10 protein-coding genes are annotated in these 15467 nt (G+C 46.7%); all 10 read left to right on the top strand.

The genetic code is table 11. The annotated features are described in order from the left end of the window. Positions 1-35 precede the first annotated feature (35 nt). The 10 genes from GWR56_RS09755 to GWR56_RS09800 all read left to right on the top strand — a co-directional run bounded on the left by GWR56_RS09755 (position 36) and on the right by GWR56_RS09800 (position 15457). A complete protein-coding gene (locus GWR56_RS09755; protein ID WP_238395345.1) occupies positions 36-2228 on the top strand; it encodes an alpha-galactosidase in 2193 nt (730 codons plus the stop codon). Between the two features lie 293 nt (positions 2229-2521). Beyond that, positions 2522-3556 (top strand): LacI family DNA-binding transcriptional regulator, encoded by a 1035-nt coding sequence (locus GWR56_RS09760; RefSeq protein ID WP_162430965.1) that lies wholly within the window; start codon positions 2522-2524, stop codon positions 3554-3556. Between the two features lie 264 nt (positions 3557-3820). Next, positions 3821-6829, top strand: coding sequence for a TonB-dependent receptor (locus GWR56_RS09765; RefSeq protein WP_238395346.1), 3009 nt, complete (start codon positions 3821-3823; stop codon positions 6827-6829). A gap of 29 nt (positions 6830-6858) precedes the next feature. Further along, positions 6859-8376 carry a RagB/SusD family nutrient uptake outer membrane protein gene (locus GWR56_RS09770; RefSeq protein ID WP_162430967.1) on the top strand — a complete coding sequence of 506 codons (1518 nt, stop codon included), beginning with the start codon at positions 6859-6861 and terminating at the stop codon, positions 8374-8376. Positions 8377-8408: 32 nt separating this feature from the next. After that, positions 8409-9275, top strand: coding sequence for a PKD domain-containing protein (locus GWR56_RS09775; RefSeq protein ID WP_162430969.1), 867 nt, complete (start codon positions 8409-8411; stop codon positions 9273-9275). A 53-nt stretch (positions 9276-9328) separates the two neighbouring features. Further along, on the top strand, positions 9329-10453 hold the full coding sequence (locus GWR56_RS09780) for an acyltransferase family protein (protein WP_162430971.1): 1125 nt from the start codon (positions 9329-9331) through the stop codon (positions 10451-10453). Between the two features lie 31 nt (positions 10454-10484). Beyond that, positions 10485-12035 (top strand): DUF4832 domain-containing protein, encoded by a 1551-nt coding sequence (locus tag GWR56_RS09785; protein WP_162430973.1) that lies wholly within the window; start codon positions 10485-10487, stop codon positions 12033-12035. Between the two features lie 13 nt (positions 12036-12048). Then, the gene (locus GWR56_RS09790; RefSeq protein WP_162430975.1) at positions 12049-13659 is read left to right on the top strand and encodes a glycoside hydrolase family 31 protein; all 1611 of its coding nucleotides are present in this window, start codon (positions 12049-12051) and stop codon (positions 13657-13659) included. A gap of 18 nt (positions 13660-13677) precedes the next feature. Then, on the top strand, positions 13678-14808 hold the full coding sequence (locus GWR56_RS09795; protein WP_162430977.1) for a phosphotransferase enzyme family protein: 1131 nt from the start codon (positions 13678-13680) through the stop codon (positions 14806-14808). Continuing rightward, positions 14801-15457 carry a carbohydrate-binding family 9-like protein gene (locus GWR56_RS09800; protein ID WP_162430979.1) on the top strand — a complete coding sequence of 219 codons (657 nt, stop codon included), beginning with the start codon at positions 14801-14803 and terminating at the stop codon, positions 15455-15457. The genes GWR56_RS09795 and GWR56_RS09800 overlap by 8 nt, the downstream gene beginning before the upstream one ends. Positions 15458-15467: the final 10 nt, after the last annotated feature.

Consider the following 15467-nt stretch of genomic DNA (forward strand, 5'->3'; position numbering starts at 1 on the left):
TATTGTCTATCGTACATTTATAACCAATTATTAACGTGAGACGCAAAAATTACCTGTTAACCGCATGCCTTATTGCGGCTGCCTTATTCGCAAATGCACAAGTTGTCACTATCCCCGTAGAAACGCAGCATAATGCACTGGTGCTGCAAACAGATGCTCAAAAAAACCTGAAGATGGTTTATTTTGGCACCAGGCTGAGTAATGCCCGTGAGTATAGCACTATCCAAAAAATGTACAAACCCAACGACGATTCGGGGATATTGGACGATGCTTATACGCCATCCGGATCGGCAAACCTGGCCGAGCCTGCTATAACGGTTACCCATGCCGATGGAAACAAATCCCTCGATCTGCATTATGTAAGCCACAGCGTAAATAAACTGAACGACAACGTTTCGTTGTTAACCGTTACCCTTAAAGACCCCGCTTATCCATTTGAAGTAAAACTGTACTATAAAACCTATTTTAACGAGGATGTTACCGAACAATGGTCGGTAATTGAGCATCATGAGAAAGGCGTAGTTACCCTGAATAAGTTCGCGTCGGCAAACCTTAATTTTAAGGCGGATAGCTACTGGCTAAAACAGTATCACGGCAATTGGGCTACCGAAATGAAACCCGAAGAAAGCAAATTAACCCACGGTATTAAAACCATCGACAGCAAACTGGGAACCCGCGCCAACCTATACGAGCCATCTACCTTTATTATAAGCATGGATAAACCCGCTGCCGAGGATGAAGGAAAGGTGCTGTTAGGGTCGTTAGAATGGTCTGGCAATTTCAGGGTAGATTTTGAGCTGAGCCCCGAGCCATCAAATTATTTGCGACTGATAGCGGGCATAAACAATGCCGCAGCCGAGTACCATTTAAAACCGGGTGAAGAATTTGCAACTCCCGCGCTGGTTTATACCTTCAGCGACCATGGCACAGGCGATGCCAGCCGCAAAATGCACCGCTGGGCACGCAAATACAAAATTGTTGATGGCCAGGGCAGCAGGCTTACCCTACTGAACAACTGGGAATCGACCTACTTTGATTTTAACGAACCTAAGCTGGCCCAGTTAATTAAGGATACAAAAAAGCTTGGTGTAGATATGTTTTTACTTGACGATGGCTGGTTTGGCAACAATCACCCGCGTAATGGCGATACCGCCGGCCTGGGCGACTGGCAGCCGAACAGATTGAAATTACCAAACGGCATAGCGCCACTTATTAAAGAGGCGCAGGCCAACGGTGTAAAGTTCGGGATCTGGATAGAACCAGAAATGGTTAACCCAGCCAGCGATCTTTACAAAGCACACCCGGATTGGGTGATCAAAGAGAGCGGCCGGCCCGAAAAATATTTTCGCAACCAGCTGGTACTTGATCTGACCAACCCTAAGGTGCAGGATTTCGTTTTTGGAATAGTTGATAACCTGTTTACCAAAAACCCCGATCTGGCGTATCTGAAATGGGATTGTAACGCGGTTATTTATAACGCGCATTCGCAATATTTAAAAGGCAATCAATCGCACCTGTACACCGATTATGTGCGTGGGTTGTATAAAGTGCTGGATAGGGTACGGGCCAAATATCCTAAAGTACCGCTGATGCTATGCTCGGGCGGGGGCGGCCGTGTTGATTACGGCGCGCTGAAATACTTTACCGAGTACTGGCCAAGCGATAATACCGACCCGCTTGAAAGGGTATTTATCCAGTGGGAATATTCATATTTTTTCCCGGCTATTGCCAGCTCAAACCACGTTACCGACTGGGGTAAACAGCCAATCAAATACAAAGTCGATGTTGCCATGATGGGTAAAATGGGCTTCGATATTGTGGTAAGCAAGCTTAATGAGCACGAACTGGCTTTTTGCCACGAAGCAATAAACAACTATAATAACCTTAAAGATATTATTTGGCACGGAGATCAATACCGCCTGCAAAGCCCGTGGGGCAACGATGTGGCATCGCTGATGTATGTGAATAGTGCACGGTCAAAAGCAGTGGTATTTAATTACCTGGTGAATAACAGGTATAATTCGGGCAGCAAGGCGCCCATCCGTTTTAAGGGGCTCGATCCGCAGAAAAAATACTCGGTTAAGGAGACCAACTTATACCCGGGCACCGGCTCTGTTTTGGAAGGCAACCTTGTTTACCAGGGCGACTTTTTAATGAATGTTGGTATCAACCCCGAAGTAAGCAGTTACCATACCAGTGTAGTGATACAACTGGATGAAGTGAATTGATATCGACATAGCTTAATAGTCGGGCATGTTTAAGCGAATAGGGTTACAGCGTTTACGTTCGGCGCACGTGAACACCGTGAACATTCATGAACACCTGATTATCAGTAATATGCGATTTTAAGGGTTTTGCCTTTTTTATGAATAGCGGGCTTGCAGCATGCCAGGGCCATTACTATTTAAGGTAATTGCGTAAGGGCCAACTGTATTGTACTATTGTTGCGGCAGCCAAATTGTTAGGTTTACAATTAATATAGTATTTTAGCTATCTGAGAATTGCCCGCAACAGCATATAAATGTCAAGGAATAACTTACCTACTATTAAAGAGATAGCCAAGCGGCTTAATGTATCGGCGTCCACCGTATCGCGGGCCCTGCACGATCATCCCAGCATTGGTTTGGTAACCACAATGCGGGTACATAAGGTTGCCAAAGAACTTGGCTACGAAGCCAATAAAATGGCCATCTACTTTAAAGAGCGGAAAACCTATACCATAGGTGTTATCATCCCCGACCTGTCTGAGCCGTTTTTTTCGGCGGCGCTAACCGGGGTAGAGGATGCCGCCGAAGCGAGCAATTACAACGTGATCATCGGGCAATCGCTTGATAATTTTGAGCGGGAGAAGAAGATAGTAGAGAATATGAAAGACCACCGGGTAGATGGCGTGCTGGTATCGCTTACCAAGGAAACATCTACCTACGACCACTTCGACAGCCTGAAAAAATATAACATCCCCGTAGTTTTCTTTGACAGGGTGCCCAGCCGCAAGGATATCAATTATGTAGCCTGTAACCTTGTTTCGGGCATGCTGCAGGCCATAACCAAACTGGTGAACATTGGCCACACCCGTATCGGCCTTATCAACGGCCCCGCAAAACTATCGGCCACGCTGCAGCGCTTAGAGATATACATCCGTTGCTTAAAAGAGAACAACCTGCCGGTAGATCAGGAGATTATTGTATCAACAACCCTGGCTAAGGCCGATAATCTGAAGGCCATAAACAAGCTGATAGAACTGGAAGAGCGGCCAACTGCTGTTATTGTATTTAACGATTATGTGTTACTTGATTGCATTGCTGCCGTTAAATCCGAAGGGCTGGTGGTGAATAAGGATATCAGCTTCATCAGCTTTGCCAACCTGCCCATCTGGGAGTATATGGATAGCGTGCCACTGGCCTCGATAGAGCAGTTTGCCTACAAGCAATCGTCAATGGCGGCAGGCTTTCTTTTCGAGCTGATCAACAATGCCGCAAAACCCAATGCCCCCGAACTGCCGCTGCTTCAGCACATCATCGATTCGGAGATGGTGGATTATATGCCCGCCAAATAATTGTCTCTTCTTTTCAATCATCGCACACTTTAGTGGCGTTTTGCGGCAAATAATGCCAATAATAATCTGCTAATCAGTAAATAAGTAAATTTTACGCAAACGGTTGCGTAAAAATAGAACAAACGTTTGCGTAAACTATGCAACCGTTTGCGTAATGCTGTTTTGGTTTTGGCTGAAAGGGTCGGCCTTTCGTTAACAACAATTTTACATCACTTTTACGATAACCAAATAAATAAGCAAAAACTATAAACTAATTCACATAATATGATCAGGAAAATTTTACTTATCTGTTTTTGCGCCATCATGTTTTGCCTGCAGGGTTTCTCGCAAACCTTACCGGTAACAGGGCGTGTGGTATCGGCGCTTGATAAGCAGCCCATGGCCGGCGTAACTGTTTCTGTTAAAGGCACAACCGCAGGCGCCATGACAAACATTAACGGCGAGTTTACGGTAAACGTGCCCGCCGGTAAGGCAACATTAGTTGTACGCTTTTTAGGCTACCTTCCTAAAGAGGTGCCGGTTACAGGCGGCCAAACAGGCATCCAGGTACAACTAACCGAGGATGTGCAGCAGCTTACCGATGTTGTGGTAGTAGGTTATACCAGCAAAAAGCAAAACGAGCTTACCAGCGCTGTTAGCGTAGTATCGGCCAATAAGCTTAAGGATGTTACCGCAAACGATATTGGCACCATGCTGCAGGGCAAGGTGGCCGGTTTAAATGTGGTGAACAGCTCGGGCGCGCCGGGTGCAGCTGCCGAGATCAGGCTTCGTGGCGTATCATCTGTTAATGCCAATCAAAGCCCGCTTATTGTGGTTGATGGCATTATTGGCGGTAACTACGACCCTAACGATGTAGAAAGCATTACTGTATTGAAGGATGCGGGCGCTACCGCCCTTTACGGTTCGCAGGCCAACGCCGGCGTGGTTATCATCACTACCAAAACCGCAAAGCAGGGCGAAACCAGGTTCGAGGCTAAGATATCAACCGGTTTCCGCACGGCCGATTTTGGTAAGATGAAAGTAATGAACAGTAACGAGCTTTACGATTATCAAAAGGAATTTTATCGCGATTATATAGTTGGTGCCCCCGATAACTCCTATAAGATAGACCTTGTAAAGTTTTATAACGAGCGCCCGCTATCGTTACGCAGCCAGGATTATAACTGGTCTAAAGAATCGTTTAAAAAAGCCCCTATTTATAACTTTTACTTATCTGCCAGCGGCAAAACAGAAAAGAACGATTACTACGTTGGCGCATCATACTATAAAGAAAAAGGTACTTTTATCAACACTAATTTCGAGCGTGTAAACTTACGCGGCAATTCAACCTACCATTTTTCAAAAAAGCTTGATGTTACCAATAACATTAACCTGAGCGCATCGCAGGGCAAAAGCTACGATTACATGGATGTGTACTATTCGTTCCTGAACATGCCTTGGGATAACCCCTATGATGCAAACGGCCAGCCAATTTATGTAGATGGCAACTCTACCTTTAAATGGTGGTCGCGCGATAAGATCAATCCCCTTAATACGGTAAAAAACTCCGATCACTCTTACAAAGGGTTCAATGTAAACTATGATCTGGGTATCAATTACCGCATTACCAACTGGCTAACATTTACCAGCACCAACCGCGTAGCGGCATCGTTTGACAAAGGTACAAACTACGTATCGCCGATAGCGGCAGGTACCTACCATGGCACCGGGTACATTGACGAACTGAACACCCTTAACTACGGCCTTATCAGCAACCAGTTATTCAAATTTGATTTTAAAATGGGCGACCACAGCCTTAGCGGTTTTGTGGGCGGGGCGTTTGAAACCAGTAAGAGCGAATATTCGGGCGCATCGGGCAAAGGCCTGCCCGAAGGTTTAAAGGTGCTTAACGTGGTATCAAACAACCAGCTGGTAAACGGCGCGAATAATAAATACATCCTGCAATCATTGCTTTCGCAGGTAAACTATAACTACAAAAACAAATACTTCCTTTCTGGATCGTTCCGGTACGATGGTTCATCTAACTTCGCGCCAAGCAAACAATACGGCGGCTTCCCGTCTATATCTGCCGCATGGCTGGCCAGCAACGAAGATTTCCTGGCAGACAACAATATCATCAACAACTTAAAGCTGCGTGGCAGTTATGGTATTACAGGTACGCAGGATATCGGCGCGTCGCGGTACCTGGGCCTGTTCTCGTTAACTACCCAGTATAACTCGCTGGTTGGCGCGGTGCCATACCAATTGGCCAATCCTAATTTAACATGGGAGAGCAAACGCCAGATAAACGCCGGTATCGACATCGGTTTATTTAAGCGGTTGAATTTAACGGTAGATGTTTACCGTAACGATACTAAAGACCTGTTGCTGCAGGTATCGCAGCCGCTGTCGGTAGGTTTCGAAACCAGGTGGGAAAACGCCGGAACTGTAGTAAACAAGGGTATTGAGGTGGGCATCAGCTCGACCAATGTACTAACCAAAGATTTTGAATGGAACACCGATTTTACCATTAATTTTAACAACAACAAGTTATCAGGCTTCCCATCGGATATTATCAAGACCGGGTCGTGGAGCATCTCGCAGATCTACCGCAACGGCGGCGACCTGTTTGAGTTTTACATGCCAAAATGGTTAGGCGTAGATGCGCAAACCGGCGCCCCTGTTTGGGAAAAGATCATCTACAATACCGATGGTAAAGCAGTGGCCAGCGAAAAAACATCAGATTACGCACAGGCTACCAACCAGGAAGTTGGTTCGGCATTGCCTAAATTTCAGGGTGGCTTTAATAACAGTTTCAGGTATAAAAGCTTTAACTTAAGGGTGAGCACTTACTTTAACTACGGTAACAAAGTATTTAGCAATAACTTAAGGTTTATGATGAACGACGGCCACGAACCATATTACAACCAGATAAAACTGCCTGATGGCGCTAAAATATGGAGCGGCCCCGGCGATACCCAGGCTACAGAGCCAAGCCCTCAAAACTCGGCAAACTCTACCGAAACCTCAACCCGCTATTTAAAAGACGGCAGCTATTTTACTATCAGGAATATCGCTTTCAGCTATACCCTGCCAACCGCGTGGGCACAAAAAATAGCCATGAAGGGTGTAACCGTTGGCGTAACTGCCGATAACGTGGCTACGTTCTCGAACTTTTTGGGCCAGGACCCGCAAACTACCATTACACCGGGCAGCTTTGCAACACCGGGCGTGTCAGACTTTAAGTACCCAAACAACCGCCAATATTTGTTAACCGTTAACTTTAACTTTTAAGCAGGTTGCAGCCTAATAAAATTAAGTATATGAAAAAGAAAATATTCTCTATTATAACCCTTGTGTTAGTTGCGGCAAGCAGCTGTAAAAACTTAGATGTTACCCCAAGCGATGCCATCAGTACCGGTACGCTGGTAACCACCAGCGATGGTTTAACCAATGCCCTTAACGGAGCCTACGCTTTGTTTAAAGACCATATTGAGTTTAACGGCACGGTTGACCAGAATAACATGTACCTGCGCCAGTTTTATCACCTGAGCGATTTTGCCAGTGATGATATTGTTTGCGGGCAGGTAACAACCGACCCATTGTATTACAGCTTTAGCCTCGATCATTCGCCGGCACAGGGCAACACACGTTATTTCTGGTACATTTCGTACAAGATCATCACTGGTGTTAACACGGTTATAGATGCGGTTGAAAAATCGGGCAAAACAGACGCCGCTACCAATCAATTATTGGGCGAGTGTTACTTCCTGCGTTCCTTCTGCCACTTTAACCTGGTAAGGCTATTTGCCAAGCCATACACGGTAGATCCTAACGCGCCGGGCATCATCCTGCGCGATAACCTTACCGATCCATCAAAAAAAGCGCGCTCAACCGTTCAGGAGGTTTACGATTCTGTTATTGCCGACGCCGAAAAAGCAGCCGGTTTAATGACCCGGCCGCGCGGTGTACAGTATGCATCGCAGGAAGCAGCGTGGTCGTTACTTGCGCGTGTAAACCTGTATAAAGAAGATAACGCAAAGGCTATTGAGTATGCCAATAAAGTAATTAACTCGGGCAAATTTACCTTAGCCAACAAAAACGAGTACAAAACCCTGTTTGCCAATGCTGCTACCAGCAGCGAAACCATCTGGTGCGTAGCGTTTACCCCGGTTGACGATTATGGTAAATTTGGCTCTATCGCATCAATGATCTACTCAGACGGTAACTCGGGCTGGGGCGAGGAGTATGCTTCATCTTCATTACGGTCGGCGATGTCGGCTCACCCCGAAGATGTGCGCTGGTCGTACATCGTTCCCCTGTCAGATGGTGCAGGTGGCGTTCAAAAGAAAAACGGCATCGAGATCTATTACATCAGTAAATTCTCGTTCCAGGGCGGCCTGCCAAATTTAAGCTCGCCAATTATGTTCAGGATAGCCGAAATGTACCTGATACGTGCCGAAGCCGAAGCCAAAACCGGAAAAACCGCCGATGCGCTTGACGATGTGGATATGATTCGCAAGAACCGCGGACTGGAGGGCTCGCTTTATAACAAGGTAGTACCGGGCGGCAAAACCGCTTTGGATGTAGTATTGGACGAAAAACGTTTAGAGATGGCATTTGAAGGCCACCGTACTTATGACGTATTCCGTAACAAACGCACGCTTAACAAGGCTTACTGGGGTTACCACCTTACCGGTTTAAAAGAAACCGATATCGATCTGTCTAAAACGCCGGCGGGGTATCCTAACCTAACAGTGCCGTACACCAGTCCGCGCATTATTTATTATTTGCCTATCGACGAGGTGTTAAGCAACCCGTTAGCCACACAAAACCCATAATTTAATTATCACACAGTAACATACATATTGATATGAAAAATTTAAAAGCTTACCTGTTCGTGCTATCGGTAGTTATAGCAAGTGCGGTACTCAGTTCATGTAAAAAGGATAGCTATGTAGCCCAAACCGATCTGCTTTATGATGTAGAAGTTGATGGCTCTACCGCCACCTTTAAAGTTAAAACCGAGGGCGTAACAGGTTACAAATGGGATTTTGGCGATGGTGAAACATCTACCGAAGCCAGCCCCACCCATACCTATCCGGGCAAGGGCAAGTATGTGCCAACGCTAACCGCATCGGTAAACGGTAAAAGCGTTGAGGCATCAACTGTGCTGCGTATAGCCAAAACATCGCCGGTGAAGATCAACGATAACTCGCTCGATGATTGGGCAGCTGTTACCAAAGATGTTATTCCACTGGGTGCAACCAAGGGCATTTTCAGGAATGTAAAAATGGATTACGATGGTAACTACGTGTACCTGTACGGCGAAATGACCGGAAAAAAATCAGACGCGGTTATTTTTGATATGTATATCGATTCTGATAATGATGCGGGCACAGGATTGCTAACCGGCACTTTCCCCGATGGTGGCTACGACATCCTGCTGGAAGGTCAGCTGCTCACCGCTGGTGTGGATATTTTTTACCATAACAGCGCCGATCAGAACGCCTTTTCGTTCGCCCCGCAGTCAATAGCCGAGGCCTACACAGTAGGTACAGTTAAGGATGAAGCCGGTGTGGTGAAGTTTGAAATGCGTATTGCACGCGGTAAGCTTAAAGGCTTAACAGGTTCGGGCATGCGTATAGCTTTACAGGCCATAAAAAACGACTGGTCGGTAGTGCTGGGCAACGCGCCCGACGAAGGGACCTCGAGTTTCTTCTTAGACATGAGCGAATAGCGTTTAGTTGATTTATATCTGTTTATTAGGCTGTAAAATATACATCAGGCACTATGGCAAAAAGTACAACTGCTGATCAGTTAGCCAACGGGCGTTTAGTATCGTTAGATGTTATGCGCGGCATGATCATGATACTGCTTTGCGGCGAAAGCTGCGCGCTTTATGAAGCGATAAGGCATATCGATCCTGCCAAACCTATGGGCGGACTGATCAACCAGTTCTTTCATCATCCGTGGCACGGGCTGCATTTCTGGGATTTAGTTCAGCCCGCGTTTATGTTCATGGCGGGTGCCGCGATGTATATTTCTTACAGCCGCAAACTGGATAAAGGCATTAGCTGGAACGATAATCTGCGCCATATATTAATACGCAGCCTTAAGCTTTTTATTTGCGGTGTAGCGCTGCATTGCTTTTATGCCGGCAAGCCGGTTTGGGAACTTTGGAATGTGCTAACACAGCTATCGTTCACTACCATAGTAGCATATCTCATCATCGATAAATCGTACACGTGGCAAATTGTGTTTAGCATTGGCCTGCTTATCCTAACCGAAGTCTTATACCGCACCATACTTATGCCTGGTTTCGACCAGCCGTTTGTAGAAGGCAAAAACTTTGGGGCGTATGTTGATACCCTGCTTATGGGTAAAATAAACAGCGATGGCTGGGTAACCATCAATTGCATACCAACAGCGGCGCATACCATTTGGGGTGTGTTGGCAGGTAAACTGTTAATATCAAACAAAAGCATCAGTTATAAAATAAAGGCCTTAATTGCAGCCGGCATTGTAGCCCTTGTAATTGGTTTCGGGCTCGACCTTTCGGGTGTAACACCTATCATCAAACGGATAAGCACCAGCGCGTTCGCGTTTGCATCGGTGGGTTGGGTGTTGTTGATACTGGCTGCAGTTTACTGGTTGGTTGATGTAAAGCGCAACAATAAATACGCATGGATATTTACCGTGGTAGGCATGAACGCCATATTCATCTACCTGTTTTTTGAAACGGTTGGCGCGCAATGGGTTAATGGCAAAGTGGCCATTTTTACCGGCGATATGCTGCACCTGTTCCTGAACGTTCCGTTAGGCGTAGCGGCTGTGGTATCGGCCATTGCCACGCTAATTGCCGAGTGGGGCCTGTGCTACTGGCTGTATAAACGGAACATCTTTTTTAAACTATAAACGTCTACCTATACTAAAACCGCATTATATCATGATAAAAAAATTTACAGGTTACGCCCTGGGCGTTTCCTTAGCAGCCATACTGCTGGCCTTTTCGTGTAACGATAAAAGCGCCAACCTGGTTAAGGTTGAAAAAGTGAACGTTACCTACACCGAAAGCGCCGAAGATTTCCCTAACCCCGAGCGTGGCTTTTACCGCTACTCCGAAGTGCACTCCAGCAATTACGAGGTATTGACGGAGGCAGAACTGAAAGCATACCGCTCACCGCAAAGTATACAGGGGGCGAACTACCAGGTAGCAAGCACACTGGTTTTCAGGTATTATGTTTTGGATGATGTGGTTAACAAGGCCATATCCGCCAGTTTTTTAACCAACTTAAAAAAGGATTTTGAAGCAGCCCGCGCGGCAGGTGTTAAGCTTATCCCGCGGTTTGTATATACCGCTACCGCCAAGCCGGGTAACTGCCCCGAAGGATTTATTTGTCCGCTGTATGGCGATGCACCCAAAACCATTATTCTGAACCACATTGCACAGCTAAAGCCTGTATTGCATGATAATGCCGATGTTATTGCCTGTGTACAACTGGGCTTTATAGGCGTATGGGGCGAGCAATATTACAGCGACTTTTTTGGTGATGCCTCAAACAACGGTAACCAAAACAACCGATTAACCGATAACAACTGGAAAGACAGGATAGAGGTGATCAAAGCTATGCTGGATGCCGTGCCTGCCGACAGGATGATACAGCTGCGCTACCCGCAGTTAAAGCAGCGTTACCTGTATGGTGTTAATTCCCCGCTTACATCGGCGCCTTTAACAGAAAGTGGTGCATTCAACGAAACCGATATGGCCCGCTTAGGCTACCATAACGATTGCTTTATGGCCAGCAGTAACGATTTTGGTACTTACGAGGATTATGGCAATAGTTCATCGCCACGCACATCAGACGGCGCGGTACTGAACACCCTGAAAGATTACTTTAAGGCCGACAGCAAGTTTGTAGTAGTTGGCGGCGAAACCTGCTCTGACGACTTCAGCCCCACCAACGATTGCGAGCCGGCCGGTAAGATCCAGGCCGAGTTTGCTGCCCTGCACTATAGCTTTATAAATGCCCATTACAACACCGAGGTAAATAACGATTGGCAGGATGGTGGTTGTATGGATAACATTAAACGCAACCTGGGCTATCGTTTTGTGCTGCAAAGCGCTGTACTGCCCGATAACGTGGTTAAAGGTACTGACCTGAACATTGTGCTGAATATCAAAAATGCGGGTTATGCATCGCCATATAATAAGCGCCCGGCCAAACTGCTGCTGCGCAATACTAAAACCGGCGAAGTAAAATCGTTCGATTTGGCTACCGATGTACGCAAATGGTATAGCGGTGATAACAAAGTGACCGAAACCATCGCCATCCCTTCTGATTTCCCTGCAGGTGATTACGAAATGCTGCTTAACCTGCCCGATGCTTATGCAAGCCTTGCAGGCAAGCCGGAGTTCAGCATCCGTTTAGCCAATAATGATGTGTGGGAAGCTACAACAGGTTATAACAAGTTAAACCATACTATTAAAGTTAACTAAGCAGGAGCGCAGGATGACCAAAGCCTTAAAGATATGTTTGTTTTTTGCTGTGACGTTATGCGCCGCCGGTGCACGGCTTTGCGCGCAGACAACTGTGGTGATTAAGGAGGGCGAGATGTGGTATGGCGGTGCGGTGAACGAAGCACACCTGATGCCCTTTCAGGACGGTTACAGCTACAACATGTACGGCGATACCCGCGGCAACCAAGCCGTGCCGCTGCTGGTATCTACCAAAGGCAGGTTCATTTGGAGCGGGGAGCCTTTTAAGTTCGCCGTTGAAAAGAACAGACTGCTTATAACTGATCTGAAGGGTGAGCTAACGATCGATTCGACAGGGACGGACTTGCGTGAAGCATTTAAAAATGCCGCGAAGCGATTTTTCCCCGCAAAGGGCAAACTTCCTGATACATTATTATTCAGCAAACCGCAATACAATACCTGGATAGAGCTGGTTTATAATCAAAACCAAAAGGATATTTTAAGTTATGCAAGGGCTATCATCGATAATGGTTTCCCGCCGGGCGTTATCATGATAGACGATAACTGGGCCGATTATTACGGAAAGTTTGACTTCAGGCTCGATAGGTTTAGCAACGCTACAGCGATGGTTGATACCCTGCACAGCTTAGGGTTTAAGGTGATGCTTTGGGTAAGTCCGTTCATTTCTCCCGATACCGAAGTGGGCAGGGAGGTGGCAGCCAAAAAGCTGGTGCTGTTCGATAATGAAGGCGATGCGGGCAAAACCTGGGCGCAGGCATCTAAACCTGCTATCATCAGCTGGTGGAACGGCTACAGCACGGTGCTCGATCTTACCAATCCCGGTGCTATGACCTGGTTTCGCGGGCGTTTAGATCATATGGTAAATACCTATCACCTGGATGGCTTTAAGTTTGACGCCGGCGATGCAGAGTTTTACCCTGCAAACAGCATATCGTACAAAAAAGTAACTCCTAATGAGCATAGCAGGCTTTGGGGCGAAGTGGGCTTACATTATCCCCTCAACGAGTACCGCGCCATGTGGAAAATGGGCGGCGAGCCGCTGGTGCAGCGCCTGCGCGATAAAAAGCACAGTTGGGAGGACCTTCAAAAACTAATACCGCATTTGACCACAGCAGGCTTGCTGGGATACCAGTTTACTTGCCCCGATATGATAGGCGGCGGCGAGTACGGCTCCTTTATCGGAAGGGATAAGCTGGATGAAACTTTAGTGGTACGCTCGGCGCAATGCTCGGCACTAATGCCTATGATGCAGTTTTCGGTCGCGCCCTGGCGTGTGCTCTCAAAATCAAACTTAGCAGCGGTAAAAAAAGCCGTTGATATACGGGCTAAGTACACACCATACATTATGCAACTGGTAAAAGCTGCCGCTAAAACCGGCGAACCCGTTGCCCGCAGCATGGAGTACGCATTTCCTAACCAAGGGTATGCTCATGTACAAGGTCAGTTTATGCTGGGCAGCAAATACCTGGTAGCACCCATGGTAGCGGCAGGCAACCTCAAAACCGTTTATCTGCCCAAAGGAAAATGGAGAAGCGATGCGGGTAAAACGGTAAAAGGCCCGGCCAAAATAGAAGTGGAAGTAGCGGCGGACAGGCTGCCCGTATTTGAATTAATAAAAGATTAAATTTATAAATATTATATAGTGCAAAGTTCTAAAAACATAGCTGAGGTTGTATCGCACTTTCAATGTGCTGCCGATGTGGGTTCGCAAAAAGCTTATGGCTCGGGGCATATCAACGACACCTTCTTTTTAAGCAATGTATCGGCCGGCGGGCCCGATTACCTGTTGCAGCGCATTAACCATAGCATTTTTACCAATGTAGAAAAGCTTACCGATAATATGCGCAAGGTAACCGAGCACCTAAGAGGCAAGATGGAGGCCTTTGGGTACGGGGATCCTAAAAAGGAGGTAATGACCCTTATACCTGCGGATAACGGCCGCTTTTTTTACAAGGATAGCGCAGGCGATTACTGGCGTATGTTTTACTTTTTAAGCGATACCAAAAGCTACGATGTGGTGCAAACCGAAAAGCAGGCCTACGAGGGCGGTAAGGCTTTTGGCAGGTTCCAGGCTATGCTGGCGGATATACCACCGGGCGAGATGTTTGAGGTAATACCCGACTTTCACAACATCCGGAAACGCTTGCAGCATCTGGACGAAGCTGTTGCAAAAGATGCCTGCGGGCGTGTGGCAGCAGTTGCCGCCGAACTGGACATAGTTAAAAAGTACGCGGCATCTATGCAATATTTTCAACAGCCCGAACAGGTTGCATTGCTACCCAGGCGCGTGATACATAACGATACCAAGTTTAACAATGTATTGCTGAACAGCAACGACGAGGCGCAGTGCGTTATCGATCTGGAAACGGTGATGGATGGATACGTAGCCTATGATTTTGGCGATGCGATCCGTACTATCGTCAACACCACTACCGAAGACGAGGCCGACCTGAGCAAGATACAGCTTAACCTGCCGCTGTTTAACGCTTACGTGCGGGGCTATTTAAAGGAAGCATCTGCATTTTTAACCGATGCTGAAGTTAACTCGCTGATGAAGGGTGCCCTGTTGCTTCCTTTTATGCAGGCCGTAAGGTTTTTAACCGATTATATTAACGGCGATACCTACTTTAAAATAAAGTTTGAAGGGCACAACCTGCAGCGTGCAAGGGCACAGTTCCAGCTGGTAAAAATGCTTGAAGCCAACGCTGCCGATATGCAGCAAACCATACTCAGCGAAATGGAGAAATATAAAACAGCGCATACCAATGGATAAGGGTATAGCCGCAAATATTCCGTACCTTACGGGTGCCGGTAACCTTGCATCTGTTGAAGGGGTTTCGCAGGCGCTGGATGGATTGGAGCGCAGGCAGATCATACACGCGCCCTGGGCAGGTACCGAGGAACAGCCAACGGCATCGTTCGCGCTGGCTTATAATGACACGGATATCTATCTGAAATATTACGTAACAGAGCACACTTTAAAGGCCGAATACAGTAAATTTAACGACCCGGTATTTGAAGATAGTTGTGTGGAGTTCTTTATCGCGTTTGATGACGATGTAAATTACTACAACCTGGAGTTTAACTGCATGGGCACTTGCAGGGCGCAGTACGGGCAATATAAAACCGGGCGTACATTTTTGCCGGTAAACCTGCTGCAAACCATCAGGCACCAAACGCTGATAAAACAGGGTATTGATAATATCAACTGGGAGCTTACTTTATGCATCCCCAAAAACATATTCAAGTTTCATCCCGGGCTATCATTAACAAAAAGCCGGGCAAAGGTTAACTTTTATAAATGCGGCGACGGCCTGCCTCAACCACACTTTTTATGCTGGAGCAGGGTAGAGGCCAGGAAGCCCGAGTTTCACCTGAGCCGGTTTTTTAAAGAAGTAACATTTAGTCCGCAGGTATATTAACATTAAACTT

Origin of the sequence: Mucilaginibacter sp. 14171R-50 (assembly GCF_010093045.1) — a bacterium.
In the GTDB taxonomy this organism is placed as follows: Bacteria; Bacteroidota; Bacteroidia; order Sphingobacteriales; family Sphingobacteriaceae; genus Mucilaginibacter.